The 26379-nt window shown below is 61.4% G+C and carries 30 protein-coding genes; 1 reads left to right on the top strand and 29 read right to left on the bottom strand.

The window, feature by feature from the left end:
- Window positions 1-48 precede the first annotated feature (48 nt).
- From J2Z31_RS10340 to J2Z31_RS10435, 20 genes are all read right to left on the bottom strand, one after another.
- Window positions 49-606, bottom strand: coding sequence for a hypothetical protein (locus J2Z31_RS10340; protein WP_209601800.1), 558 nt, complete (start codon window positions 604-606; stop codon window positions 49-51).
- Window positions 606-974, bottom strand: coding sequence for a hypothetical protein (locus J2Z31_RS10345; RefSeq protein ID WP_209601801.1), 369 nt, complete (start codon window positions 972-974; stop codon window positions 606-608). Before J2Z31_RS10345 ends, J2Z31_RS10340 begins: the two co-directional genes overlap by 1 nt.
- A gap of 54 nt (window positions 975-1028) precedes the next feature.
- Window positions 1029-1583 (bottom strand): rod-binding protein, encoded by a 555-nt coding sequence (locus J2Z31_RS10350; RefSeq protein ID WP_209601802.1) that lies wholly within the window; start codon window positions 1581-1583, stop codon window positions 1029-1031.
- 90 nt (window positions 1584-1673) lie between these two features.
- On the bottom strand, window positions 1674-2087 hold the full coding sequence (locus tag J2Z31_RS10355) for a hypothetical protein (protein ID WP_209601803.1): 414 nt from the start codon (window positions 2085-2087) through the stop codon (window positions 1674-1676).
- A 4-nt stretch (window positions 2088-2091) separates the two neighbouring features.
- The gene (fliR, locus tag J2Z31_RS10360) at window positions 2092-2844 is read right to left on the bottom strand and encodes a flagellar biosynthetic protein FliR (protein WP_209601804.1); all 753 of its coding nucleotides are present in this window, start codon (window positions 2842-2844) and stop codon (window positions 2092-2094) included.
- A complete protein-coding gene (gene flhA / locus J2Z31_RS10365) occupies window positions 2841-4928 on the bottom strand; it encodes a flagellar biosynthesis protein FlhA (RefSeq protein ID WP_209601805.1) in 2088 nt (695 codons plus the stop codon). Before flhA ends, fliR begins: the two co-directional genes overlap by 4 nt.
- Before the next feature lie 172 nt (window positions 4929-5100).
- Window positions 5101-5367 carry a flagellar biosynthesis protein FliQ gene (gene fliQ / locus J2Z31_RS10370; protein WP_209601806.1) on the bottom strand — a complete coding sequence of 89 codons (267 nt, stop codon included), beginning with the start codon at window positions 5365-5367 and terminating at the stop codon, window positions 5101-5103.
- A gap of 206 nt (window positions 5368-5573) precedes the next feature.
- Window positions 5574-6005 carry a flagellar hook assembly protein FlgD gene (gene flgD, locus J2Z31_RS10375; RefSeq protein ID WP_209601807.1) on the bottom strand — a complete coding sequence of 144 codons (432 nt, stop codon included), beginning with the start codon at window positions 6003-6005 and terminating at the stop codon, window positions 5574-5576.
- A complete protein-coding gene (gene flbT, locus J2Z31_RS10380; protein ID WP_209601808.1) occupies window positions 5996-6445 on the bottom strand; it encodes a flagellar biosynthesis repressor FlbT in 450 nt (149 codons plus the stop codon). The genes flgD and flbT overlap by 10 nt, the downstream gene beginning before the upstream one ends.
- A complete protein-coding gene (flaF, locus tag J2Z31_RS10385; RefSeq protein WP_209601809.1) occupies window positions 6442-6789 on the bottom strand; it encodes a flagellar biosynthesis regulator FlaF in 348 nt (115 codons plus the stop codon). Before flaF ends, flbT begins: the two co-directional genes overlap by 4 nt.
- A 37-nt stretch (window positions 6790-6826) precedes the next feature.
- Complete coding sequence (locus J2Z31_RS10390) at window positions 6827-7876, bottom strand: flagellar hook-associated family protein (protein ID WP_209601810.1); 1050 nt, start codon at window positions 7874-7876, stop codon at window positions 6827-6829.
- Between the two features lie 2 nt (window positions 7877-7878).
- Window positions 7879-9297, bottom strand: coding sequence for a flagellar hook-associated protein FlgK (gene flgK / locus J2Z31_RS10395; protein WP_209601811.1), 1419 nt, complete (start codon window positions 9295-9297; stop codon window positions 7879-7881).
- 21 nt (window positions 9298-9318) lie between these two features.
- Window positions 9319-10533, bottom strand: coding sequence for a flagellar hook protein FlgE (locus J2Z31_RS10400; protein ID WP_209601812.1), 1215 nt, complete (start codon window positions 10531-10533; stop codon window positions 9319-9321).
- 85 nt (window positions 10534-10618) lie between these two features.
- Window positions 10619-11290, bottom strand: coding sequence for a transcriptional activator Rem (gene rem / locus J2Z31_RS10405; protein ID WP_209601813.1), 672 nt, complete (start codon window positions 11288-11290; stop codon window positions 10619-10621).
- Window positions 11291-11560: 270 nt separating this feature from the next.
- A complete protein-coding gene (locus J2Z31_RS10410) occupies window positions 11561-12127 on the bottom strand; it encodes a transglycosylase SLT domain-containing protein (RefSeq protein WP_209601814.1) in 567 nt (188 codons plus the stop codon).
- On the bottom strand, window positions 12063-13538 hold the full coding sequence (fliK, locus tag J2Z31_RS10415) for a flagellar hook-length control protein FliK (RefSeq protein ID WP_209601815.1): 1476 nt from the start codon (window positions 13536-13538) through the stop codon (window positions 12063-12065). Before fliK ends, J2Z31_RS10410 begins: the two co-directional genes overlap by 65 nt.
- Window positions 13535-14830, bottom strand: a complete 1296-nt coding sequence (gene motC, locus J2Z31_RS10420; protein WP_209601816.1) for a chemotaxis protein MotC — start codon at window positions 14828-14830, stop codon at window positions 13535-13537. Before motC ends, fliK begins: the two co-directional genes overlap by 4 nt.
- A gap of 6 nt (window positions 14831-14836) precedes the next feature.
- Window positions 14837-16069, bottom strand: a complete 1233-nt coding sequence (locus tag J2Z31_RS10425; RefSeq protein ID WP_209601817.1) for a MotB family protein — start codon at window positions 16067-16069, stop codon at window positions 14837-14839.
- Window positions 16066-16716, bottom strand: a complete 651-nt coding sequence (locus tag J2Z31_RS10430; RefSeq protein WP_209601818.1) for a hypothetical protein — start codon at window positions 16714-16716, stop codon at window positions 16066-16068. Before J2Z31_RS10430 ends, J2Z31_RS10425 begins: the two co-directional genes overlap by 4 nt.
- A 572-nt stretch (window positions 16717-17288) precedes the next feature.
- Window positions 17289-18254 (bottom strand): flagellin N-terminal helical domain-containing protein, encoded by a 966-nt coding sequence (locus J2Z31_RS10435; protein ID WP_209601819.1) that lies wholly within the window; start codon window positions 18252-18254, stop codon window positions 17289-17291.
- A gap of 172 nt (window positions 18255-18426) precedes the next feature.
- Between J2Z31_RS10435 and J2Z31_RS10440 the strand changes: the two genes are divergently transcribed.
- A complete protein-coding gene (locus tag J2Z31_RS10440; RefSeq protein ID WP_209601820.1) occupies window positions 18427-18591 on the top strand; it encodes a hypothetical protein in 165 nt (54 codons plus the stop codon).
- Here the strand turns inward: J2Z31_RS10440 and J2Z31_RS10445 are convergent.
- From J2Z31_RS10445 to flgG, 9 genes are all read right to left on the bottom strand, one after another.
- Window positions 18575-19744, bottom strand: a complete 1170-nt coding sequence (locus tag J2Z31_RS10445; protein WP_209601821.1) for a flagellin N-terminal helical domain-containing protein — start codon at window positions 19742-19744, stop codon at window positions 18575-18577. The two genes, J2Z31_RS10440 and J2Z31_RS10445, sit on opposite strands and share 17 nt — an antisense overlap.
- A 245-nt stretch (window positions 19745-19989) precedes the next feature.
- Window positions 19990-21159 (bottom strand): flagellin N-terminal helical domain-containing protein, encoded by a 1170-nt coding sequence (locus J2Z31_RS10450; RefSeq protein WP_209601822.1) that lies wholly within the window; start codon window positions 21157-21159, stop codon window positions 19990-19992.
- Window positions 21160-21421: 262 nt separating this feature from the next.
- Window positions 21422-22159 carry a flagellar type III secretion system pore protein FliP gene (fliP, locus tag J2Z31_RS10455; RefSeq protein ID WP_209601823.1) on the bottom strand — a complete coding sequence of 246 codons (738 nt, stop codon included), beginning with the start codon at window positions 22157-22159 and terminating at the stop codon, window positions 21422-21424.
- Between the two features lie 7 nt (window positions 22160-22166).
- On the bottom strand, window positions 22167-22664 hold the full coding sequence (locus J2Z31_RS10460; protein WP_209601824.1) for a flagellar basal body-associated FliL family protein: 498 nt from the start codon (window positions 22662-22664) through the stop codon (window positions 22167-22169).
- Between the two features lie 39 nt (window positions 22665-22703).
- The gene (flgH, locus tag J2Z31_RS10465; RefSeq protein ID WP_209601825.1) at window positions 22704-23414 is read right to left on the bottom strand and encodes a flagellar basal body L-ring protein FlgH; all 711 of its coding nucleotides are present in this window, start codon (window positions 23412-23414) and stop codon (window positions 22704-22706) included.
- Window positions 23411-23950 carry a MotE family protein gene (locus J2Z31_RS10470; RefSeq protein WP_209601826.1) on the bottom strand — a complete coding sequence of 180 codons (540 nt, stop codon included), beginning with the start codon at window positions 23948-23950 and terminating at the stop codon, window positions 23411-23413. Before J2Z31_RS10470 ends, flgH begins: the two co-directional genes overlap by 4 nt.
- The gene (locus J2Z31_RS10475) at window positions 23947-25062 is read right to left on the bottom strand and encodes a flagellar basal body P-ring protein FlgI (protein ID WP_209601827.1); all 1116 of its coding nucleotides are present in this window, start codon (window positions 25060-25062) and stop codon (window positions 23947-23949) included. Before J2Z31_RS10475 ends, J2Z31_RS10470 begins: the two co-directional genes overlap by 4 nt.
- Window positions 25059-25565 (bottom strand): flagellar basal body P-ring formation chaperone FlgA, encoded by a 507-nt coding sequence (gene flgA, locus J2Z31_RS10480; RefSeq protein ID WP_209601828.1) that lies wholly within the window; start codon window positions 25563-25565, stop codon window positions 25059-25061. The genes J2Z31_RS10475 and flgA overlap by 4 nt, the downstream gene beginning before the upstream one ends.
- Before the next feature lie 18 nt (window positions 25566-25583).
- Window positions 25584-26372 carry a flagellar basal-body rod protein FlgG gene (flgG, locus tag J2Z31_RS10485; RefSeq protein ID WP_209601829.1) on the bottom strand — a complete coding sequence of 263 codons (789 nt, stop codon included), beginning with the start codon at window positions 26370-26372 and terminating at the stop codon, window positions 25584-25586.
- Window positions 26373-26379 lie beyond the last annotated feature (7 nt).

Here is a 26379-nt window from a genome sequence, read left to right on the forward strand (position 1 = left end):
CGGCAGCATGCTGCCGTTACCTTCATAGTGCTTTCCGGGGCCGGTGCGCTAGTGCGCGCTGACGGCGCCCTCAGGAAGCTTGTCGGAGGCGACTTCACCGTTCCTGTCGACGATTGGCGCCGGTTTCTCATAGCGCGCGGCCTGACCGTTGGCCGCACGCGCGACTTCCTCCTTGTTCAGATATTCGAGCTGCTCGACGAGCACCTCGGTGATCACTTCCCCGCCCAGTTTCCCGTTGAGCCCGTCTTTCACCGCAAGCTTGAAGTCCGCCAGGGCGAACGATCCGGTATCGGCGACATCGATGAACTTCGAGCCGACGAGCATGTCATAGAGCTCACTGGTCACGAGTTGGCGAAGTGGCGCGTGGAGCTTCGCAATCCCTTCCCTCTTTGCCGAGAAGGAGAGTTTCGCAAGGAAGTACCCCTGGACGGCGCCGTCCTCGATCACCGGAATGGTGATGATTTCTCCCGGGACATATTCCTCCGACGCACGGCGCTCGGCCTCAGCGTCCGAGATGGCGGGTGCCGACGCATATTGCATCGAAAAATAGACCGACCCGAGCGTGACGGCGCAGACCCAGACCCCGGTGAGAAGGAGCTTGAGCATTAGAAGTCGCTGTAGCGGAATTGCGCTTCGGTGTAGATGCCGTCCGCATCGGCATCCTGCACGGCTGTCTTCAGGAGCTCGACGACGGAGCGGACGGCCTCAAGATGAGCCTCGACCTTCTGGGCGTTGAGCGCAAGTTTCTTTCGCAAATGACGCGCCTGCGAGGTGAAGGCCGGCGAGATTTCGCCAGGAGCGGCATCGCGATGCAGCATCGTCAACTCATATAGGCAGCGGCTCTTGTGCGCATTTGACGTCTTCATGTCGAAATCGGGGTCGACGCCGATGCGGCTGTTCTCGTTGTCGATGATCATTTCCAGGCGGCCGAGGACATTTTGTATGCGCAGGTCATTGGTTGCCACAGCTTCCATAAATCAGCTCCAAGTGAATATCAGCGGGTCGAGGGCGGAAACGCCGGCCGCCGCTCAAGCTTTGTCTTTGTCTTGGTCTTCAGTCGTCAGAAAGGCGGAGAGCGCTTTGCGCTCGTATTCCTGAACCATACCGGAGGCGAGGTTCCGGCTGTCGCCGTCGAGCTTTGCGTTGACGCGGGCGGTCGGGTCGTCGCCGACCAGACTTTCAGCAATTCCGATGCCGCCGCCCTTGGCGATAACGTCGCCGATCTGCTCCGCCATCATGCTCTTCCAGATCTCGCCGGAGGTGCCCTTTCCGAAGACATTTTCACTGTCGTTCGGCAGCATGGATTTCACGAAGTTCTGCAACACCATCGCCTCGAACTTGCGATAGGTTTCAGGAATCTTCTTCTGTTCGACGCGGTTCGTGACATCGGCGAGGCCGCTCGACCCTTCCGAAGAATTCAAGACCGAAACGACGGCAGCAAAGCCATTGCCGTTTTCCGCAAGGCTGGTCGCCTGGAACGCGGCGCGATTGGCTTTAAGCCGCGCCTGTGCCTCCTGAACTTCCGCCGGATCGGCCGCGCGCACGACGTCCATCACCAGATCGCTGGGCGGGGAAATAGCCATTGTCAGATCCTCTCGAAGACGACTGCCGATCGGCAGCCGATCCGCGTTGCGAACAGGCGGTCCACCCTCAGAGGGCCGTCCGATAACGCACTATCGCCGCTCAACCTTACCGGAAGCTGGTGCGTGACCCGCGACGTACTGGTCGATCAGGTCGAGGATTTGGGCGTCTGCCGCCTCGCGCTCCTCCATCAGGCGCGCATCCATCATGCTCTCCTCGAGCCGGTCGCCCTTGGCGCGCTCCTTCGCGATGCGGGCCTCGTGCACCTCCTGGATGCCGAGCAGCATCTGGTCCTTCTGTACGAGCCGCCCGAGTTGGGAGCCGTAATAACCCGAGAACATGCGGTGCAGCGGATGAGCCGAACCCATCGCATCGACAACCGAAGTGATCGTCTCGGAAAGTAGGCCGCGCTGGCTGGCGATCTCCGCGAGCTCACTCTCGGCGATCCGTTCGAGATGCCTTTGAACGGCGACGAGGCGTTTCAGTTTCTCCGATCGCGTCTTCATTCTCTCAACCGCCCCGCATCACGGTCACGAAGCCGCCAGCAAACAGGTGCAGCATTGCGGCGATGCCGAGGTACAGCAGGAACAGGCCGCCCATGATCAGATAGGGCTGGGAAATGAAATAGATCGGGATCTGCGGCGCCAGCTTGTTCACCATGCCAATGGCGACGTTGAAAAGAAGGCCGTAGATCACGAAAGGGCTCGCAAGGCGCAGCATGATCATGAAGGTCTGCTCAAGCGAATTGGCTAGCGTGATCAGCATGCCCTGGGGGTCAAAACCGGCTCCGATCGGCATCACCCGATACGACTGTGCAATCGCCTCGAAGATGACGTGGTGGAAATCCAGCATGAAGAGAAGCATGACGCCAGTGAAGCTGATCAGGCTGGTCAACTGGCTTTCGGCCGTGTCTTCCAGTACGTCGCTGGACGGCGGCGGGTTGAAGCCGATCAGCATGGACAGGGCCGTCCCGGCAAACTGCAGACCGAGAACATAGTATCGCGCGACGAGCCCCATCACCGCGCCTACGACGGTTTCGGTCGCGACGAGATAGATATAGGTGTGCCCCCTACCCGCGACCTGCGGATGGATGTCCGTCCACATGAGCGGCAGAATGGCCATCGAGAGCGCGACGGCGATGAACAGCCTGACCTGCAGCGGCACGCGAGCGGTCGAAAATCCCGGCATTACCATGACGCAGCCGCCGATCCGGCAGAATGCTGCGAACAGCGCCAGCACCGTGCCTTCCGGGTCGCTTATCATGAAATCGAGCCGATGATCTTGATCTCAAGGCCCTTGGCAAGCTCGACATGGGAGAGGACCGGCAGCGTGGCGAAGAGTCGTTCGATGATCATGCGGACATAAGAACGAGATTCGGGCGAACTTACCAGCACGAAAGGCATGCCGCGATCGAGATGTTCACGGATTACCTTTGTCGCCTGCTCACTGAATTCCTCGAGCTGACGCGGATCAATATCGAACTCGACGATTTCGCCCTTGGCGTCGCGCTTCAACGCCTGATGGAAGACCATGTCCCATCTGTTGCCAAGGCGCAGAACACGCAGAACGCCGTTGTCGGCAAGATCGCCGCAGAGCTGCTGAGACATGCGCACGCGCACATGCTCAACGATCTGCTCGGTCTTGCGGACATGTGGCGCCAGCTCGGCCACGGCTTCGAGGATCAGATGCAGGTTGCGGATCGATACGCGCTCGGCCAAAAGCAACTTCAACACCGCCTGCAGGCCGGAATAGGACATGTGCGACGTGCAGATCTCGTCGGCGAGCTTGCGATATTCCGGATCGAGCCGCTCGATCAGCACCTTGACGTCCTTGTAGGACAGGAGCTGCGGCAAATTGTTGCGGATCACTTCGCTCAAATGCGTCAGCACGACGGAAACGTTGTCGATCGGATGGAAGCCTTCGCGCTTGAGGTCCTCTGTGAACGTCTCGAGAATCGAAAGCGCGGGCATGCCGAAGGCGGGCTCGCGCAGTTCGTCGCCGGGAATGCTCGGCCGGCGGCCGCCACCCGTGACGACCAGGACTTCGCCGACCCGCACCGTGTTGGAAGCAACAGTCGTTCCATGGATGCGAACCTGGTAGGCCTTGTCCGGGATCGAGATGTCGTCCGAGACCTTGATCTCCGGCACGACCAGTCCGTACTGAAGGGCGAACTTGCGGCGCATCTTGCCGACCCGGAATGCCAGTTCCTGGTGCGCCCCGAGCAGTCTGGTCGAGACCTGCTTGCCGAGCAGGAGTTCGATTTCCGCCGTCTTCAGGACCGATTTGACCGAGTCCTTGTCGCTCTCCTTGTTCTGCTGGGCCGTCGCCTCTTCCCGGGCGCGCTTCTCCGCATTGAGAGCCTCGATCTGCCTGGGGATGAACCAACTTAAAAATGCCATGCCGCCGCCAAGCGCGGCAAAAGGCAGGAACGGGAGGCCCGGCATCACCGATAGCAGAATAATCAGCCCGGATGCTACCATCAGTGCCCGGGGGTAGCCACTGAGCTGGCCGACGACGGCCTGGTCCGTCGAGCCGGCGGTGCCGCCGCGGGAAACGAGCAGGCCGGCAGCCAGCGACACGATCAGCGCCGGAATCTGCGAGACGAGACCGTCGCCGACGGAAAGCTTGACGAAAACGTCGGCGGCCTGACCGATCGGCATGTCATGCCGGAGATAGCCGATGATGATGCCGCCAAAGATATTGATCGCCGTAATGATCAGGCCGGCGATCGCATCGCCGCGCACAAATTTCGAGGCACCGTCCATCGCGCCGTAGAAGGAACTTTCCTCTTCCAGTTCGCGACGGCGCCGCTGTGCCTCCTTCTCGTCGATAAGTCCGGCCGACAGATCCGCATCGATCGACATCTGCTTGCCGGGAATGGCGTCGAGAGTGAAGCGCGCGCCCACTTCCGCGATACGCGTCGCGCCCTTGGTGATGACGATGAAGTTAACGGTGATGAGGATCAGGAAGACGATCAGCCCGATGACGAAGTCGCCGGACATGACGAGGCTTGCGAAACCGGAGATGACGCCGCCGGCAGCACCATGACCCTCGTGCCCGTGGGAAAGAATGACCCGCGTCGTCGCGATATTGAGCGACAGGCGCGTCATCGTCGAAATCAGAAGGATGGTCGGAAACGACGAGAATTCGAGCGGCCGCTGGATCCAGAGCGCCACCATCAGGATCAGCACCGAGAAGGCGATCGAAAAGGCGAGCCCCAGATCGATCAGGAACGCCGGTATGGGCAGGAAGAGGATCGAGAGGATCGTGACGATCCCGAGCGCAAAGCCAATGTCCCGGCTCTTGGGCGCGAGTTTCGGGATGGTCAGTGTCGCCGGTTGTGCCATGTCTTTTCCGTCTCTTCATGAGAGGCGGGCAGCGATCACGCAAGCTGCCCGAACGTTGACGGATAGACCTAAAGAGCCAAGCTTGCGCGAAGGTGGCTTCCAGCGGCGCACGTCTTACACAGAGGTCGCTTTAGAGCTTGGTTTCAGGAGACTTGCAGAAGAAGCAGCGACTTCAGAATCCGGACTGGATCCGGGAAAAGATGATGTCTGTGAAAATGGAAATCTGCCCACCGATGAAAGGCGCTGAAATCGCGGCGGTAACCATCACCGCCAGGATTTTCGGGACAAAGGTCAACGTCATTTCCTGCACCTGCGTCAATGCCTGGAAGAAGGCAATGACGACGCCGACCACCATTGCGGCAAGGACGGCAGGCCCCGCCGCCACGATCACGGTCCAGATCGCAGCCTGCACGATGTCAAGGGCGTCTGCTTCGTTCATTCCGCGGGGGTCCTTTCTGCCGCGTGCGTCGCCCGGCACATCGGGGCGCTTCGATCTTCGCGATGATTCGCTAAGAATCGCCGCTGCCACCCGCCGCCGTCAAGCGCCGTGCGGGCCTACGGTCGCCGCCTGAGCCACGCCTTCCGCGTGGTGCGTCCTTCGGGACGCATCACGGAGGCCCCAAATCTTTGTAACCAGGTGCCGTGCTAGGTCGAGGAGGTCATCGAAACCGTGATGCCGGGCTCGATCGCGATCTCCTTGCCACTTGTGGTGATCGCCGTCACTCCCTCCGACGTGACTTCGACTTCGGCGACGACGCCGCTCGTCTGACCGTCGCTGCTGGTGATCGTCTTGCCGATATAGGTCGACGCCTGCGTCAAGGATTCGCTTACCAGCAAGGTCTCGAGATTGCTGTTAATCTTGATCGACTGCTCGACCTGCGAAAATGTTGCTAGCTGAGCGATCTGCTCGCTCGCATCCATGGGTTCGGTCGGGTCCTGATTCTTCATCTGCGCGATCAGCAGCTTCAGGAAGCTTTGGTAGTTCAGGGTTGCGTCGGCAGCATCCGTACCGCTCGTCGAGCCCGGGCTCGCGGTGCTCGTTGGCGAGGTGCTGGAATTGACGCCGCTTACCGCCATGGTGCAATCTCCTTGCGGATCTGGTCGATCATTGCCGGCGCAATTTCCTGATTGTTAAGGATGCGTTCTTCAACGGGATAGAGGCCGCGGATCGCCTTCAGCGCTTCGAAAGCGCGACCCTGCGTCACCAAGCCGTCGATGCGCTTCAGTTCAGCCAGCACTTCCTCGTTCTTGAAGCAGGTCAGAAGCATCACGATCGACTTGCGGAACATGGCGGTCGATTGCTCGGCACCTTCCGGATTGATCAGAATCATCTGCGCGATGAAGTAGAGCTGGCGAAGCGGCGTCGTTGCATCTTCGGGCTGCAGGACGTGGTTTTCCAAAAGGAAAGTTACATCGTTCAGGAATTCGACGGCCACCTTGCGGTCGACGCGAAGCACCGCGCCGTTTACGAAAATTCTTTCACCCGATTTCAACGAAATACGCAGTGTGCTTTTCATTTCAGTCCATCCCTGATGATGGTGGTGATGTCAATTATGCCTTGGAAGTTGGAAGACTCGCGTCTGCGGATCTTCTCTATCTCGTTCAGAATCCAGATCCCGATCGAAATCAGATTGGCGCGCAATTCGGCGTCCAGCTGGTTATCCGGTGTGCGCAAGTCCTCGATGAAGCGTATCCAGAGGCGGCGCGTGAAATAGATCGCCTCGATTGCCTCCCTCGAATACCCCTTCTGCTGCTTTGCCGCCTCGAGTAGAGCGATCGAGCGGTTCAGGACTTGCCGCTCTCGATCCTTGGAGACGGCGACGCCTTCCTCCATGATCTCGGCGTATGCAAACTGATACATTCAGACATCCTTCATGATTGCCCTTATCCTCTTGTCATCAGAGGAAATTTATCAAATTCAACTGCTGGATTCGCGAGGTCAGCGTGTAGGATGTCTCCATCTGCGTTAGCAAAGTGTTCATCCGGACTCCGGCCGCGTAGGTGTCGACGCCCTCGAGATCGGTGATGTGCGTGTTGATGAGTTTGATCTGAACCTCGAGCGAGGTGTTGGCCTTTTCCACGCGCGCTTCAGAGATACCGAGCGTGCTGCGCTCGGCGGTGATGCCGGTGATCGCCTGCTCGACATAGCCGATCGCTGCTTCACCAATATAGGTGCGCACGTCGGAGCTGATGTTGGCGTCCATGAGCTCCGAGGAGATCACGGCGGCAAGAGCGAACCTCCGGAAGCCATCTGTCGTCGCATTGGTCGAGCTTTGGATCACCTCTCCCGCACTGATGCGGCTGGTCATGTTCTGGCTCGAGGCTTGGGACCAGTCGACCGTCCATTGCGCGCCGGTATAGAGCGGGGCCAGCGTATTGGTGATGAAGTCTTCCATCTGCGCCCGGGTAAAGTCGCTCATGGAAGCGATGCCGTTCGCCGTCATGTAGGTCGCGAGTTCCGTGTCGAAGGTCGTCTCTGCGGCCGAACCGGTTGCGTAATAGTCTTCGAGAGGCTTCACGTCGGTATTGATGCCGGCGAAGAGGAACTCGCCATTGAAGGACGTATTGGCGGCCGCCGTGAACATCGACATGGCGCTCTTGATCTCAGTCTCCTGAACGGACAGCTGATCGACCGAGTCGTTGCCCTTGAAGGTGACGAGCGTATTGCGCACCTGCTCGGCCGCTTTGGCCATCAACGAGAGCGACTCCTGCGAAGCCGCAAGTCTCTGGGTGACAATCGCGTTCGTGTCCTTCAGCGTCTCCAGCCGAGTCAGTTCCCGCTGCAGGCTGACGGAGCGTTCGGTGGAGGAGCCGAGCGCGACGCCCACATCCGCAAGCCGGCCCGTAGAAACTTCCGTCTCGAGCTTCAGGAGTTCCGCCTGACCCTGCTGAATGGTCAGGCGCATGGCATTCTGCACTGCCAGGTTAGAAACGAAGGATGTCTTCATGATTACCTCACGGCTTCCAGAAGGGCCGCCATCATGGCGTCCACGGTACTGATCAACTTGGCAGATGCCTTGTAGGATTGTTCAAGATCGAGCAGCAGCGAGAGTTCCTCGTCGATGCTGACCCCGGTCACCTTGCCGAAGGCCTCTTCCGTACGAGCCAGCAGCGCCGCCTTGTTCTCGTCGGCGGTGGAGGCGGCGCTGCGGATCTGCTCGAACCAGCCGATCGATGCGGCGGCGAATTCCATGATCGAGCTCGTGCCGTCGAGCTCCGTTGCAGCATCGAACGCCATGTCCGTGTCCATGGCTGCGATGTAGCCGTCGAGCAGATCGGTGTAGCCTGAGGCACCGGTCGTATTGGAGACGACGGCGTTGAAGCCGCCGTCGCGCAGCAGGAACGGATTTGCTTTCGCAAGCGGATTGACGGTCAGAGATGCCGCGATTCCCGGCTCGATCGTGCCGGCCACGGGAACCGTTCCGCCGGTCCAGGTGAACAGGCCGGGCTGACCGCCTTCCTGGAACAGCTCCACGAGTCCGCGAGCCATCTCGTCGAGCTGCGACTGGAAGGTCGGCGCAATGTCGTCCCGCAATTGCACCAGGCTGGCAAGCTTGCCCTGCGCTGTTGTGTCGGCGCCCGAGCCGGCGGCGAGCGGCACGCCGTCGACGAAGATCGCGTTGCCAGTGACCGTCGCGTCAAATGCTGTCGTCGGGGTGAAGGTGACCTGCCGCGCCAGGGTCTCGAACAGGACAGTGCCGCCCGACGTGTAGATCACGGTATCGTTGTTCGCCCGCGTCACAGTCGAGATGCCGACCAGTTCCGATATCTGCTTCAGGAGCTTGTCGCGCTCGTCGAGCACGGCCGTCGTATCCGCGCCGGCTGCCGTCGCCGACTTTACCGCATTGTTCGCCGTCTCGAACTGCGCGAGGAGAGCGTTGAGATTGGCGACCTCCTCGGCGATCTGCTTGTCGGTATCGAGGCGCAGGTCCTGCACCGCCGCCGCCGTATTGCTGATCGAATTGGCAAGATCGGTTGCGTCTGCCACCACGGTTGCGGCAAGCGTCGAGTTTCCCGGCGTCGAAGCGAAGGTCTGAAGACTGTTGCGGAAAGCCGAAAGGTAGGTCGACGGCGCCGCCTCGTAATCGTTACCGCCGAGCGCTGATTTCAGGATTTCCAGTCCGGAAAGGAGGCTGCTCTGTGCGGAGGATTGCGAGATGCTGGCGAGGTTCTGCTTGAAGAGAGCCTCGTTCTGCGCACGGTAGATCGAGACGATCTGAGCGCCGTTCGGGGTAGTTCCCAGCATGGCCATACGGCGCGAGTAATCCGCATTGCTCGCATTGGCGACGTTCTTCGACACCGTGGCCGTCTGTTGCGCCGTGGTGCTGAATGCTGATTGCGCAATAGCGATTGCGGAGGACAACGACATGCTGGGACCGTCTTCCTGGAATTACCGCTTCAGATTAACGAGGACGTCCAGGAGCTCCGAACCGGTCTGAAAGACCTTGGAGTTGGCCGTGTAGTTGCGCTGCGACTCGATCATCGAGGTCAGCTCGTCGGCGATGTCGACGTTCGAGCTCTCGAGTGCGCCGGAAAGAATGGTGCCGAAGCTGCCGGAGCCCGCAAACCCGGTGATGATGACGCCCGAATCCACACCCTGCGAGTAGACGTTGCCGGATTCTGGGATGAGCTTGTCGGGGCTCTGGACGTCCGCAAGAGCGATGCGGTAGCGCGGCTCGAGCTCGCCATTGGCATATTTGATGTAGACGATGCCGTCCGTGTCGATCTGATAGCCGGAAATCTTGCTCGGCGCATTGCCGTCGATCTTACCGCCGTCCGGCGTGAAAGCGGTTCCGAGCTGGGTGGTTTTCGTGAAGTCGACGACGATATCGTTGAGGACGGCGCCGGTGCCGGCAATTGGACTGATTGCTCCACCGTTCAGGGTCAGGCTCGCCGGCGATGTGGTGAGCACGCCATTTGCGTCGAAGTCCAGTGTCGCGGTGCCGAGAGAAGTGCTCGATGTGCGATCGATGATCTCGAGCTCCCACTGGTTGTCGGCAAGCTTCTCGTAATTGAAATCGAGGATGCGGGTGTTGCCTTGGCTGTCGTACACGATGAGCGAGGTCGTGAATACATCGCCATTTGCAGCGCCCGAGGGCAGGTTCGCGCCCATCGAGCCCGCGGTCGAACCGGTCGCCGTCAGGCCTTCCGAGGCAAGATTGACCTTGGTGAGGCCGTCGAAGCCGTTGACGACGACGGTCGGATCGACGCCGGCCTCGTATTCATAGCCCATCAGCGTGAAGCCGGCGGAGTTGACGAGATTGCCTTGGTCGTCCTGGACGAATGCCCCGGCCCGCGTCAGATACTCCTGGCCGTTTGCACCTTCGACAATGAAAAAACCGCCGCCGCTGATCGCAAGGTCGCTTGCCGAGGTCGTGAAGGTCGTCGCCCCCTGATCCGAGATGCTGTAGCGGACCTGTGTCTGGACGCCGCCGGAATTATAGGAGCCATTGCTCGACGGCAGGATCATCGAGGAAAATTCGGTCGACGCACGCTTGTACCCAACCGTGCTGGAATTTGCGATGTTTTCAGCCACCGTGCTGAGGCGGTTCGCCTGGGCGTTCATGCCTGAAACGCCCGTTCTCATGCTACCGAAAAGACTCATGTCGATCCTCGTTTCCTGCTTTGATCGCAGACTAGAAGCCCGGCCTTGCGTGAACCTGTCTTTGTCCGGCTTGTGGCATCTCTTCTCAGTTCCAGTCGATGCAGTAGCCGAGGAAGCGCTTGGAATCGATCGGGTCGAATCCGAGCTTCTTGCGCAGTTTCTTGCGCAGCTTGCTGATGTGGCTTTCAACGACGTTCTCTTCGACGTCCTCGTCGAAGATGCCGTAGATTGCGTTGAAGATCTGCGACTTGGAAACGCGGCGACCGCGGTTTGCGACCAGATATTCGAGGATGCGCCGCTCGCGCCGCGGCAGGGCGAAGACCTCGCCATTGATCTCCGGATCGCGGCCGTCGGCGAAGACGCGGATCGGCCCAATATCCGTATGATTGGCAATCGCCTTCAGGCGCCGGCGGATCGCCGCCACACGCGCGAGGATTTCCCGCGGATGAACCGGCTTGCGCACGACGTCGTCGACGCCGCAGTCGAACAGCGCCAGCGTCGTCTCCAGCGACGGCGTATCGCTCACGGCGATGACGGGAGCCTCAGACCGATCGCGGATCGCCCTCGGGAGGCTCAGGGCGCTCTCGCCCTGGCCTATCAGGAACGCCTCAACCGCATCGATGTCGGAATCGGCCGCCGTATGCACCCATTCCCCGAATTCCTTCGGGTCGAATCCGGTCGAGGGAATTCCCTCGCGTCCGAACAGGGACGTGTAGCCGTCCTTCACAAGCTCTCTTTCGTCAACCACCACGATCATTCGTCCGCCTCCGAATCAGTATGGGTGTCCTACTGATTGAGAGGTACGAATCATGGGATTCACGAACAACTAGATAAAATTAATGGGGGATTTTAATAGTTGATTAAGGAATGCGTGCCGATTTGATCTATATCTAGTGGGTGCTCGTTAATCATGACACTAACACAGTGTGGAAAAGTTAACGCCATGCGATGAAAGGCCTTGCAGTCACAATCTCTCCGCATTGTCGCCACAATAAGGCAAGGCCGTCAGATATGCAACTTTTGGTAGCTACCGGCAGAACTGCGTGGCGTTCGGCGTCCACTTGCCGTAGCCCGTCGCGACGAGATTGGCGATGACCCGGCAGACATATTTCTTCTGCGCGGGATCGTTATTGGGACCGGCGTGATAACGTGCGACGGCCATCGTCCAGCTCTCGTGCCGCGCACGCAGGTCGGACAGGAAGCGCGCGGCATATTCGACGTTCCGGTGCGGATCAAGCATCTCCCCCGGGGAACCGAAATGTTCGCCATGGAAGTGATGATTGATCTGCATGCAACCGAGATCGATGAGCTTGGCGCCCCGCGCACGCGCCTCGTCGAACCGCGCCAGAACATCCTCGATGCCGGTCCCGAAATAGGCCTTGCCCTCGATGTTCATCGCATAGGGCTGAAGGGAACCCTTGCGACCCGTCTCGGTCAAGCCGACCGAGTAGAGGATACCGGTCGGTATGCCGTACTTGGCCGCCGCGGAAACGATCTCGCGTTCGCAGACGCCCGCACTCGCAAAGGCACTACATGTAGACGCCGCCAGTGCGAGCGCGCTCAGCACCAATCGACGCCTCATCCGTTCCGTCATTCCCCGTCCATCCCTCTGCCATCTCGACGCGGCCGCCGTCCTGCCGCTGATGTCCCTGGCTGCCACCGTCGCCGGCACGCTCCCGGCCCGGTTGTCCAGGCTGTGACTGCGCCTGGGAACCGCCGCCGCTCGACGCATCGCTGCCGCCGTTGAACGTGACGTTCACCTGGTCCACGGCAAAGCCTTGGGCGCGCAGAGCCTTTACCATTTCGCTCTGGTCGTCCCGCAGCTGACGGAAAGCCTCGCCGGTTTCCACCTTCAGCTCGACGTGAAGCTCTTCATCCTTCAGGCGCAGCGTTGCCGTCACCGTGCCTAGCTCAATCGGGTGCATCTGAATCTTGAGCGTGTTCAGCACCTTGCCGGCTTGATTCCACGTCTCCGGCTGCGTCAGCGAACTGGACTGGAGGGCAAGCGCCCATTCGCCATCACCGGCGATCGCGCCCGCAACCGAAGCCGAATTCGCGTTCATCGCCACGCCGAGATAGCGGCGCGCTTCCAGAACCGTTACAGTTTCGGCCCGCGCTGCCGCCGACGACACGCCACTCTCGACGACGCGCTCGCCATCCCTGGAGATGCTCATCGACACGGCCTGTCCCGTGCCGTCGGCGCGAGCGAAGCGGAAAAGCCGCTCCGAGGCCGCCTCGTCTGGCTGCTTCCCGGACTGCACCTCATCGCTGGTCGCGAGCTCGGCCGATGTGCTGCCGGCGACCGTCGCGGACTGTTGAGTGGCCACGCCATCGCTCGAGGCACGCACAGCCTTGCCCTCCGCCGGCATGCGCCCCGGCGCCGGACCGGCGAGCAAGGTCAAAAGATCACTGACGGCTTCCTTTGTGGGCCCGGCGGGGTCGGGGGGAGCGTAGGTTCCATCATTGCCGTGCGCTCCTCCGGTCGCTTCCGCGGAGCCGCGCGAACCGGCGCCCCAAGTCTCCTCGCCCACGGCTTCGCCCGCTGCCGTGGCATGCTCCAACATCTGCCCGTTTCGATCGTCCTTTGCCTTGGCGCCTGGCGCATGTGCCCGATGCTCGGCGGCTTCCCTGCCCGATGGCTTCGCCTTTCCAGCCATTTGCGGCAGTCGCGTTACATTCTGACGGTCGTCGACCGCCAGCGATGAATGCTCCTGCGCGGACGGCGCTTGCTGGAACGCAGCCGAGAAGCGGGAACTTGCTTCAAGCTCATCGCTCGCGATCACGAGGCCGGCCCCGCGACTGCCGACATCCGCTTGCCCGATTCCGGCCAGCTCGCCGGCTTTGCCTGCCGTTGCGCCTTGTCCCTGCGTCTTCTGGCGGCCGGCATCGGCAACCGCGCTCTCGAAGGCTCCGGGCTCGCCTGCGGGTTGGTCCTTTGCGCCTTGCCGGGCGTCGGACTTACCCGGGCTCGCAGGCGCACGCAAAGTCTGTTCAAGAGGGTTCATCGTACCTCCTCCTCCAGGAGCGCATCGATCTCCTTGAGCTTGGATAGGCCGCCCGCCAGGAAATCATCAAAAGCCGGGTCGGTCGACGCGGCGATCTCGGCGCCGCCTGGCGCCTCGCGCGTGGCGGCCTCGGCTGGCGGTGCAAAGGGGCTCATGCCGCTTCCCGTTTCCTCCGGCCCTGGCTCGCTTTCGGTCCCAAGGTCTTTCGTCAGTGTAGCCAGGGACGCTTGCGCGGGACTTACATCCTGAGGTGGTCGAACGACCGCATCGGCAATCGCTTTGGCCGCCTGCCGTAAGGCACGGTCGCGCTGGGACAGCTTTTCTTCCGGGATGGCCGTGATCGTCTGCGCTGCAGCGAAAACATCGTCCGACGGAACGGAAGCGAGCCCCTGATAGAAGCTCGCGAGCATCTGCGATTGCGAACCGCTGGCCCCCGCCAGTTCTTCGGCGCGTCTGGACGCGAGCAGCGCCAGCGGCTGATGGCCGGCGATTGCCGCCCGCCGCGCGATGCGCAGATAGACCTCGCGCTGGCGCGGCGGATCCATAAATCCAAGAACCTCTGCGACCCTCTGCTCGGCCGTCTCGCCGAGATGGACGACCGCGAGTTCGACGAACACGTCGGCAAACTGGCTAGCATAGGGCGACGTCATATAGCGCCGCGCGTAATTCAGCGCGTAACGGAAGCCTCTCTCGGGTTCATCGGCCTCTGCCGCGAGCGCCACGGAGCGCCGAAGCGCCGCTTCCTCGATGATGGATCCCGGTGCCGTCAGGCGCGCCCAGTCGTAATATTTCATCGCGGCGACCGGATCCTGCTGCGCCGTGGCGTTGCCGAGAACCAGGAAGACGTAGGGAGCAATGAAGGAGTTTTTATATTCGGGAGCAGCCTTGGAGAGTGTCTCGACGATCAGCGGTCCCTTGCCGCGCAGATATTGCCGCAGCGAGTCGGTGACGCGCGAGTCGAAATTGCCCTCGACATCCCGGTCCGTCAGAAGGTCGAGCGTCTCCGGATTGCCGCCGCTCATGACATAGACGAGCGCGGCATCGACATTGCGGGGATCCCGGAAGAGGGATGGATCGGCCGTCCGCAGGCGCTTGTCGATCTCGCCCAGTATGAAACGCTGCATCTCGATCGCTGAGTGATCGCCGAGCACGACCGAATCCTGGATGTATTGCAGCGACCGGATCAACTTGAAGGGCGCGAGTTCTTCCATCTCGCTGGCCCGTGCGGACCCGATCGCTAGCGGGACCGTCAGAACCGATGTCACCAGAATGCTGCGCAACCGCTTCAACATTTCAATTCAACCCTGCCCCGCCTGCAACAGGATCTCGATCCGCCGGTTGGCGGGCGCATAGGGATCGTCGGGAACCTGCAGGCGGCGGTCGGCGAAGCCGCTGATCTGGCTGACGCGCTCTTCCTTGAGGCCGCCGCGAACCAGCATGTAATAAGCGCTCTGGGCACGCGCCGCCGACAGGCGCCAGTTGTCATAGGTCCCGTCCTTGAACGGCCGCCCGTCCGTGTGCCCTCTGATGGCGACGGCACCCTGACGCCCGGCGAGCAGCGTGCCGATCTTCTCCATGGCGAGCACGAGCTCCTTTTGCGGCACGGCGGAGCCAACGGCGAACATCGGTGCGTCCGACTGTTCGCTGATCGTGACCAGCAGCCCGCCCTCCGTCGGGGTCACCGCGAGCCCCTCGAGCAGCCGTCCGGCCTCGCCGGCCACCGCCCTGCGGATTTCCGCCTTAAGCGCGTCGGCCTGCCTCTGTTTTTCCTGCTCCTGGTCCTGCGCTTGTACTTCGTCGCCGGGCGCGTGGCCGTCCTTTGGGTCCTGGTGTTCGCCCTCGGCCGCAAGTTCGACGGGCTTCTCGCCATCGGCAGGCCGTTGCTCTACCTGCTTGCCGGGTTCGGTATTCCGCCCCGCCGTCAGCGCGCCGCCATCTTGCGCGTTGCCGGCGTCCTTGACCTCGACCTGCTTCGTCCAGAAGTCCGGGTCGAAAGGATCGCGAAAGGCCTCGCCGCCATCGGCGCCGCTCGCGGGACCGGACTGTGCTGCCCCGCCGTCACCCTTGGAGCTGATATTGGCTTGCTGGCCGACCTCCTGGGCGATCTCGGAAAGAACCGAATAGGGATTTTCAAAGAAATCGGCATCGGAATATTGGGTTTCTTCCCCCGAAGTCGCGGTCAACTGATCGCCGGTCCTGGCGGTGCCGCCGGATTTCGCCTGCTCGCCTTCAGCCTTCGAGCGCTGCTGCGTCTCCTCGCCTTGCGCATCCTTTGCGGGATCCTTCAAACCCTTCTCGGACGGCTTCTCCTGGGTGAGCTGCACGGGATTGAAATAGGCGGCGATTGCCGCCTTGGTCTCCTCGTTCGCAGCATTGATCAGCCACATTACGAGGAAGAAGGCCATCATCGCGGTCATGAAGTCGGCATAGGCGATCTTCCACGCTCCGCCGTGGTGATCGCCATGGCCGCCGCCGTTGCGCTTGACGACGATGATTTCGTTCTTGCCGTTGTGATGGCTCTCGTTACTCATGCCAAAACCTTCCGAACGGTGTCGGACCATGCCGCCATCCTTGTGACCAGGATCGCGTCACCGAATTCAACTGCGAGATCGACGTCGGCGGTCTCGACATGGCGGAACACCATCGTGTCGTCGGGGAGATGCCGCTTCAGCGCCTCGAAAAGGGCGGCCGGCCCCCTTACGGTAATTGCAAGGCCTTCGCCCGCTGCCATGCCCTGTAGGACCATGCTCGCGAGGTTCTCGATGGCGCGCGCGCGCAGCGCTTCCTCCATGACCGGCGCCAGCACGCGCGCCGTCTGGTCCCCGAGCGCCATCCCCAGCCTCTCCGTCATCTCGGCGAACTGGGCGGCAAGCTTGTGCGCCACCTCCTCCTCGAGGCGCCGCGACAAGCTCTCGATTTCCCTCGCGTGACGGGTCTTCAGTTCGGCAATCTCACGCTGGTGCTCGGCCACGAGTTCGCCGGTCGCCTCGGCGCGGCCCGCTTCGAAAGCGGCGCGGCGCTCGGCATCGACGTCGATCTCGGGCATCATGGGTCTCTCGCCGGATCCGCTGGCGCAAACGCCTCCGTCCATATCCGGAAAATACTTCGGCGGCATGCGCGTGAGCTCGATCTTCGGCGCGCTGAAATCCTTGAGATAGCGGGAGAGCGACGCACTCATGGGCGCCTCCGCCCCGCGAATGCCGGCGCGCTCCGCCTTGCCGGCAGAGACAGCCCCTTGCACCGGATATCGAAAGAGCCTGACACGTCTTAAATGTCTCCCTCGGTCCCGGCAGTCACCAGAGCGACGGGACCCCACATCTTCGATAGCACCGGTTCGCATTAGGCGACCCACTCGAAGGACCGGTGCAGCGGCGGCGCAATCCATCTTGGCCGGCAATCATACGACTGCGAGGAAAGGCTATCGGGTCAAACTTGTGCGAAAATGAAGGTGTTGGACCGCGCCAGGGCAATAGCGCGGTCCAACCGGCTTCCGACACGCCGATGACCGGCGGCGCGGCGGAAGGAAGGGGTTGAAATCAGGTTGCGGCTTCTCGGGCACATGCATGAACCCCTCCCCACAAGTGGGAGGGGCAAGAGTGTGCCGCACCGCCTCCGGTACATTCACCCTCTCTCCCAGCAGCCACGCCGAGAGGAGCGGAGCGGGGAGCGGCAGTCTAAGCCCCTCCCCTTGTAGGGAGGGGTTGGGGAGGGATTTGTTCTCTCCCACTCCTCACCCGCCGGAACCTGCCCTTACTGCTGGAACAGGCGCAGGATGTTCTCGGAGTTGGTGTTCGCGATCGAGAGCGACTGGATGCCGAGCTGCTGCTGCGTCTGCAGCGCCTTGAGCCGCGTCGATTCCTCGTTCATGTCCGCGTCGACCAGGCGGCCGACTCCCTTGTCGATCACATCCATGAGGTTCGCCACGAAACTCTCCTGCATTTCGATGCGGCTACTGACAGCACCGAGAGTCGAGGCGGAGTCGGTCAACTGCTGGATGAGGTTATCAACGACGCGGATCATGTCGGTCAGCTCGGCATCCGTCGTGGCGTCGTCGAGCTCGATCTCGGTCGCGCCCGCGGGAGCGGTGCCGACCGCAAGCAGGTAATATTCCCGCGGCGTACCCGTCGTATTCGGGTCAAGGGCGTCCGCGTCCACCGCCTTGGTAAGCATGCCGCGGCTTGCATCCTGCACATCCACCAGCACGGATGTGGACGTATCGTAATCGAGCTTCGAGACCGTGACGCTGCCGTCGGCGCTTCGATTGAAGGAGGCGACGACGGACTTCGTGCCGATCGCCGCCGCCGCCTCGTTATAGAGCCAGTTCTCACCTGAGAAGGACGCCGACTGCGCGGCCGAGACCAGCTGGCTTTTCAGCTGGGCCATTTCCGAGTTGATCTTGTCCTTGTCGACGCCAGGCTCCGCCGCAGCCACGAGCTTGGATTTGATCTCGCTCATGACCTCTACGACGGTATCCAGTCCGGCATAGAAGGTGTCTACCTTCGCGGCCCCCAGGCCGAGCGCATCGTGAACGGTGTCGAGGGCCGAATTGTCGGAGCGCATCGTGGTCGCGATCGACCAGTAGGCGGCGTTATCGGCCGCGGTCTCAACGCGATAGCCGGAGGAGATTCGGCTCTGGGTGATTTCGAGGTTTCGATTGATCGCGCGCAGGGTCTGCAATGCAGCCATGGCGGCTGGATTGGTCAAAATGCTGGTCATTGATGTTTGCCCTGTTGGGAAAGGAGCATCCGGGTGAGAGCCCGGCGCGACAGTGCGGCGTCATGCGCGCTGGCGCCTCCTTTGCCCTGGGCGGCCAGACCGTCGTCCTTAACAAAGCGTTAACGTGAAATGGTTAACAATGCGTTAACGCGGTTAAGGGATGATTAGGATAATGAAGAAAGAGTTGAGTGGCGAAGTGGAACGGACCGACCAAGTGCTGGATTGTGGCGCTCCCGTTGGGGTGACGCAAAAAACCGCGCCTCTTGCGAAGCGCGGTTTCGATTTCGATGAGGAGGAGATTATCCCTTTGCCTGTTCCGATTAACGGAAGAGGGTGAGGATGTTTTCCGAGGAAGTGTTGGCGATCGACAGCGACTGGATGGCGAGCTGCTGCTGCGTCTGCAGTGCCTTGAGGCGGGTCGATTCTTCGTTCATGTCGGCATCGACAAGACGGCCGACGCCGGAGTCGATCGAGTCGGTCAGCTTGGAGACGAACTCGCTCTGGAGGTCGATGCGCATGCCGATCGAACCAAGGTCGGCGGCCGCACTGGTCATCGAGGTGAGGGCATCGTCAACCATCTGGATGAGCTGATCGAGCTGGCCGCTGGTCGTGGTCCCGCTGATCTGCAGGGTCGAGACGGATGCGGTCGTGACCGTGGCCGGTGCAGCCGTCGTGTCCACTGCCCAAAGCGTGGTACCATCGTCATACGCCACTTCCTGCGTCGGCACAGTGGTCTGGTCGACAGCGGCTACCCAGGTGTCGTCTGCTACCTTGACGTAGCTCAGGGCACCGCCCGTTGCGGAATTGCCCGTGAACACGCTGCCTGCATCGGCGATGACATCGTCAGTCGTGTATGTCGTGACGGTATAGGCCGAGATTACGCCGCCGACATTGATGTTCAATGTGATGCTGTCGTCTTCGATCGAGGTCAGCGAGTCGAGAATGGCAGTGTTGCCGACCGTGTCGAAGAGAACACTCGTGGTGCTGAGATCGTAGTCGACCTTTTTGACGGAAACGTTACCCGAGGCGTCGCGAACGAAGGAGGCAACAACGCTCTTCGTGACAGTGCCGCCGCTCAGGTCGGCCTGCAGCCAGTTTTCACCGGAGAAGGAAGCCGCTTCGGAGATGCTCGTGAGCTGGTCCTGAAGCTGGGCGATTTCTTCCTGGATTTTGGTTTTGTCGACGCCGTCCTCGGTGGCGGCAACAAGCTTCTTCTTGATTTCCTTCACGACTTCGATGGCCGACTCCATACCGGCGTAAGCCGTGTCGACCTTGGCGGCGCCGAGGCCGAGCGCGTCCTGGACGGCGGAAAGCGCCATGTTGTCGGAACGCATGGTCGTTGCGATCGACCAATAGGCGGCGTTGTCAGCGGCTTCGCCAACACGCAGGCCGGAGGAGACGTGGGCCTGCGTCTCTTCCATGTTGGAACCGATAGAGCGCAGGGTCTGGAGCGCGGCCATGGCCGCGATGTTGGTCAAAATGCTTGTCATGGATGGTGCCCCTTGATGGCTGATTTATTAAAGGGACATTCCGGGTCGCACCGGGAACGGCAGTCAGCGTCATGCTTGCTAACCAGTTGATAAACAAGGTCAACCCGCCGTTTCGATAGCGCCATCTAACCTTACTATGGTTAACGAATGCTGAAGCAGTATCACAAAAATGAAGAACCGCGCCCGTGGCGGGCGCGGTTCTTCGGAGTTGGCCTGTGCGGGTCAGCCGCCCGCACTGGAGACCATTAACGGAACAACGAGAGCACGCTCTGCGAGTCGGAGTTGGCGATCGAGAGCGCCTGGATCGCGAGTTGCTGCTGGGTCTGCAGTGCCTTGAGGCGGGTCGATTCCTCGTTCATGTCGGCATCGACGAGACGACCAATACCGGAGTCGATCGCGTCAGTCAGGTTGGAGACGAACTCTTCCTGCATTTCGATGCGCGAGGAGATCGAGCCAAGCGACGCGGCAGCACTGGTCATCGAGGTCAGGGCGTCATCGACCATCTGGATGAGCTGGTCGAGCTGCCCGCTGGTCGTGTTCGCGTCGATGGAGAGCGTAGCAACGGATGCGGTCGTGACCGTGGCCGGTGCAGCCGTCGTGTCAACGGCCCAAGACGTCGTACCGTCATCATACGCAACTTCCTGCGTCGCAACAGTGCTCTGGTCGACTGCGGCTACCCAGGTGTCATCGGCTACCTTGACATAGCTCAGGGCGCCGCCCGTTGCGGAGTCACCGGTGAAGACACTGCCCGCATCGGCGATAACATCTTCCGTCGTGTAGGCGGTGACGGTATAGGCAGACGTGACACCATTGACGTTGATGTTGAGCGTGATGCTGTCGTCTTCGATCGAAGTTGTGTTGTCGAGGAGACCGGTATTGCCGACCGTATCAAAGAGAACACTCGTGGTGCTAAGATCGTAGTCGACCTTCTTGACAGAGACGTTGCCCGAGGCGTCACGGACGAAGGACGCCACAACGCTCTTCGTAACAGTACCGCCGCTCAGGTCAGCCTGCAGCCAGTTTTCGCCGGAGAAGGAAGCAGCATCGGCGATGCTCGACAGCTGATCCTGCAACTGGGTAATTTCTTCCTGAATCTTGGTCTTGTCGACGCCGTCTTCAGTAGCGGCCACCAGCTTGGCCTTGATTTCCTTCACGACTTCGATGGCCGATTCCATGCCGGAATAGGCTGTGTCGACCTTGGCGGCGCCGAGGCCGAGCGCGTCTTGAACGGAGGAAAGAGCGGCGTTGTCGGAGCGCATGGTCGTTGCGATCGACCAGTAGGCGGCGTTGTCCGAGGCCGAGCCAACGCGCAGGCCGGAGGAAATGCGGCTCTGGGTGTCTTCCATGCTCGATGAGATCGAACGCAGTGTCTGCAGCGCGGCCATTGCCGAGGTGTTGGTGAGAATGCTCGTCATATTCGTTTGTCCCTTACGAAATACGGATTGGGGGGACATACCGGGCTGAGAACTCGCTTACCGGTCACGACGATCCGGCATCATGCCACTCGGCTCCGCTCAACTGGTGAAGGACGCCAAACCCGTCGTGTGAGGACGAAATTCGCAGCCATTCATTGCCAAGTACTTAACCGGAGAACAGGCGGGAGGCTCATGCGCGACCGTGGTTAATCGCACGTAAAATCTGATGGTTAACGCATTTCGGAGAGAGAGGGCGTTCAGCTCAGACGAAGGAACGCACGAGGCTGCCGACGAGCAGATTCCAGCCGTCGATCAGGACGAAGAAGAGGATCTTGAAAGGCAGCGAGATCGCCGTCGGCGGCAGCATCATCATGCCCATCGCCATGGTGATGGTCGAGACGATCAGGTCGATCACGAGGAAGGGCAGCATGATGAGGAAGCCGATCTCGAAGCCGCGGCGGATTTCAGAGATCATGAAGGCGGGGACGACGGCGCGGAGATCAACCTGATCATCGACGACGACCGTCTGGCCCTTTTCCTTGGCGATGTCGATGAAAAGCTGCAGGTCCTTGTCACGCGTGTTGGCCAGCATGAACTGACGGAAGGGTTCTGCGATGCGCGGCATCGCCTCGGTTTCGGTGATCTCGTTCTTGAGCAGCGGATCGATGCCCGTGCGCCAGGCGCTGTCGAAGGTCGGCGCCATCACATAGAAGGTCATGAACAGCGCCAGCGACACCATGATCATGTTGGACGGCGTCGTCGCCAGCCCCATGCCGGAGCGCAGGATTGCGAAGGCGATCACAAAGCGGGGGAAGCTCGTCACCATGATCAAGATGCCCGGCGCCACCGAGAGCACAGTCAGGAGGCCGAAGGTGCGGATGATCCACGAGGCCACCGATCCGTCGACCGGGGTGTTCAAGATGTCCGCAGGGAAGCTCTGCGCCCCGGCGATTCCCGACATCGCCGTCATGGCGACTATGAATGCAGCAATCCGGAGCATTAGCGAATCATTGAATGACGAAAGTTCTCACCATCACATTCGTTACGCGCCCGTCGGAGCGCAGGTCAACCCGTTCCTGAATGTCATCCCGTAGATATTGGAAGCCGCGCGGACCTTGAATTTGCTGAAGCGACACGGTCTTCAGATAGGCGACTATGTCCTGATGGATTTCTTCGGCGAGCGTCACGTCGGGCTCGCCCTGGAACTGCAGCGCAACCTCGAGACGCACCCAGTTTTCCGAAGGATAGGCAAGATTGGTCGTGATCGGCTCGAGCTGGACGATGCCGTTGGCTTCGGTGGCCAGTTTCGGAATGTCTTCCTTTTGCTTGCCGTGAGCTTCGGCGGTCGGCTCCGTCGCCGCTTCGGTCTTCTCAGCGGGGGGCGGCGCCAACATCGCGCCGACGACCCAGCCGCCGCCGCCGGCGACCAGCGTCAACGCAGCCACGGCGGCTATGGTGATCATCCGCGATGGAGACTTGGGTTGATTGTTGTCGGTTTCTTCCATCATGCCGCTCCTTGCGGATCTTTCCGGGCCAATCCCTGATCAGATCGGAGAAATGAGATCCATCACCTGCTGGCCGTAGGGCGGCTGCTGCACTTCCGTCAGGCGACCGCGGCCGCCATAGGAGATGCGCGCTTCGGCAATGCGGTCGTAGGAAATGACATTGTCGGCATCGACGTCGCGCGGCCGGACAATACCGGCAACATTGAGGATGCGCAGCTCGTGGTTAACCCGAACTTCCTGCGAGCCGGCGATCAGCAGGTTGCCGTTCTCCAGCACGCCGGTGACCACCGCGGCGACGAGCAAACGGAGCTTCTCCGAGCGCTCTGTGCTGCCGTCACCTTGCGTCTTCGTGTTCGAACCATAGTCCAGGTTGCCGGCCCATTCGAAATCGCTGGTCTGCGATTCGCCTCCGGCGCCGATGTTGAAGCCGCTGGAATTGGTGCGGCTGCGGTCTGTCTTGTTATCGAACGAGGCCTTGTCGTCGATACGGATGTCGACGGTCAGGATATCGCCGATATTGATCGCGCGCGCATCCTTGAAGAGGGCGGCCTGCTGGTCGTTCCAAAGCGAGTAGCCCGCCGTCACCTGATGCGGCTGCTTCGGATAGGCCGCAAGCTGCGGCGCCTGCGTATATTGCAGTCCGCTGCCGATCGGGCTCATGGCGGGCGCCTGGCCGATTTCCTTTAAGGTCTGGCTCTCGCATCCGGCAAGGAGCCCGGCGGCCAGGACGGCCGTAAGATGCTTTCTCATGATGGCTCCTTCGAGGTGTTGGGGTCGCTGGCGCTTGAAATGATGTTCGTGAGCACTGCCGCCTTGTCGTCGCTCATCTCGCCGAGAATCAGCGACGATTGGCGCGGCGGCAGCTTCATGACGATCGCCGCGGCGATTTCGGGGTGCACCATCTCGAGCTTGCCGGCGGCATCGTCCGGTTTCATCGTCTTGTAGATGTCGACGAGCCCGAGTTCAGCCTGCTTCAGGAAATCGTTGCGGCGCTTCAACCAGTCTTCGTATTCGGCCCGGCGCTTCTCGAGCTCGGCGATCCGATCGTCGACGCTCGCCTTCAGCGTTTCCAGTTCCTTGCGCTGCAGCACGTAGCGCTGGTCGCGCGCGGCATCGGCGATGTTGGTGCAGAATTCCTGGACCTCGCTCGGCGGCGCGTTTTCGGCGGGCGGCGCGGTCACGTCCTGCGCGAAGGCGCCGGGCATGGCCAACATCAGCGCCCCGGAGGCCGAGGCGAGAAGCGTGCGGCGGGACTTACGAAGAAGATGGACGAGATATTCGGTCATTGCAGCACAAGCTCCGCCTGAAGCGCTCCGGCCGTTTTGATGCTCTGCAGAATCGCGATGATCCCGTCCGGCTTGACGCCGATGCTGTTGAGGCCGGCCACCAGCGAACGCAGGCTCGAGCCGTTGAGGATCGCGACCGTGCCGCCGTCGGCCTGCGCCTCGATTGTCGTATTCGGCTCGATGGCGGTTTCGCCACGGGAGAAGGGTGCCGGTTGCACGACGGTCGGCGTTTCGGTCACCTGCACCGTCAACGTGCCATAGCTCACTGCGACCTCGGCAATCCGGACGTCCTGGCCGATGACGATGGTGCCCGTGCGCTCGTTGACGACGACACGGGCCGGCACATCGGTCTCGATCACGAGGTTCTCGATGTCCGCCATCAGCCGCGCGAGATCGGCCAGCTTCGGCTTCTGTATCAACACGGACTGCGAGTCCAATGCCTCGGCGATGCGGCCGCCGAACTGCGCGGTGGCATAATTGTTGATCGCGGCGGCCATGCCGACAGCGGTCGAAAAATCCGGATTGCGCAGCTGCAGGACGAGATTGAAGCCATCCTTGAACTTCGAAGGCAATTCGCGCTCGATAATGGCGCCGTTCGGTACGCGCCCCGCCGTCGTCACGCCCTGATTCAGCGTGGCGGCATCGCCCTCGGCATTGAAGCCGCTCACGACGATCGAGCCCTGCGCAACCGCGTAGATCTGGCCGTCGGCACCTGAAAGCGATGTCATGACCAACGTGCCGCCGCGCAGGGAAGCCGCATCACCAAGCGAGCCGACCGTCACGTCGATGCGGCTGCCGGGGCTTGCGAAGGGCGGGAGCGTGGCCGTCACCAGAACCGCCGCGACGTTGCGCGTCCGCGAGTCGCCCCCTTGCGTCGAAATGCCGAGATTTTGCAGCATGGCGCGGATCGACTGTTCGGTGAAAGGCGAGGAACGCAGGCTGTCACCTGTTCCCTGCAGCCCGACGACGAGGCCGTAGCCGATCAGCTGGTTGTCACGCCCGGCCTGGAGCGAAGCCACGTCCTTGATGCGCGACGCGGCATGCGCAAAGCTCAACGTCGCGGCAAAGACGACGACGAAGGCCACCAGCCACTTGCATCCATGCTTCGTCATTTGGCCACCACATGGATCGTGCCGTCAGCCATGACGGTGCCGGAAACGATGACGCCGGTATCGACGTTGCGGGCGCGGATGAGATCGCCGACCGCCGCATCCTGCAGCGGCGAGCCCGCGGCGGTGATCGTCAGTCCGCCTTTGTTGAAGACCAGCAGGGCCTTCGCGCCGCGCTCGACTGCATATTGTTCGCGCAGCGCCGAAGGGAGGATCACCCGTCCGGGAAGAAGGGTCCGTTTCGTGACTTTTCCTTCCACCTCGTCGAGGGAGCGCACGTAGCCTTCCGCGATGTCGGGATTGGTCACGTCGACCACTTCCAGCATGCCCGCGTCCAGCGTTGTGCCGGGATAGATCGTCTGCTTCGGGATGACGGCGGTCGGCCGCTCCCCGGCAGCGAGCGCCGGCGACAGGAAAGCGGCGAGCGTTGCGATGGCGACGGCCTGCACTCGAAACGCGGCCCGGCCTGCAATTGCTGCCCTTTCGGCGGTCTGGCGAAACGTCATGTTTGCCCCCTGCTTCGGTTATCTGAGATTCTTGCTCACCGTAGCCGCCATCTCGTCCGCGGCCTGGATGACCTTCGAGTTCATCTCGTAAGCCCGCTGGGCCGAGATCAGATCGGTGATCTCCTTGACCGGGTCGACATTGGAGGATTCGAGATAGTCCTGCTTGATCTGCGCGAAACCGGGGTCGGCCGGTGTGCCGACAATGGGCTCGCCGGAGGCGGCCGTCTGCCGGAACAGGTTCTCGCCCATGGGCTCGAGGCCGGCTTCGTTGACGAAGTTCGCGATCGTCAACTGCCCGATTTCCTGGAGTTCGGTGTCGTTGCCGATGCGCACCATCACCTGACCGGAGGAGGTGAAGATGATTTCGCTCGCATCCTGCGGCACGGTGATGCCGGGGACGACCGTGTAGCCGTCAATGGTGACGAGCTGGCCGGTGGCATTGGTGTTGAAGGCACCGGAGCGGGTATAGACCGTCTGGCCGTCCGGCGTCTCGATCTGGAACCAGCCGCGCCCGACCAGCGCCAGGTCGTAGTCGTTGCCGGTGTTGACGAGGCTGCCCTGGATATGAAGGTTGCGGACCGCCGAGGTCTGCACGCCGAGGCCGACGATCGCGCCTTCCGGGACGATCGCCTGGTTGGAGCGGTTCGGCACGCCCTGGGCACGTTCCGTCTGGTAGAGCAGATCCGAAAACTCGGCGCGCGCCCGCTTGTAACCGGTCGTGTTGATGTTCGCGATGTTGTTGGCGATGACTTCGAGGTTCAATTGCTGGGCGTTCATGCCCGTGGCAGCGATGGAAAGGGCCTTCATGTCTCGT

The organism is Sinorhizobium kostiense (assembly GCF_017874595.1).
Lineage (GTDB): Bacteria > Pseudomonadota > Alphaproteobacteria > Rhizobiales > Rhizobiaceae > Sinorhizobium > Sinorhizobium kostiense.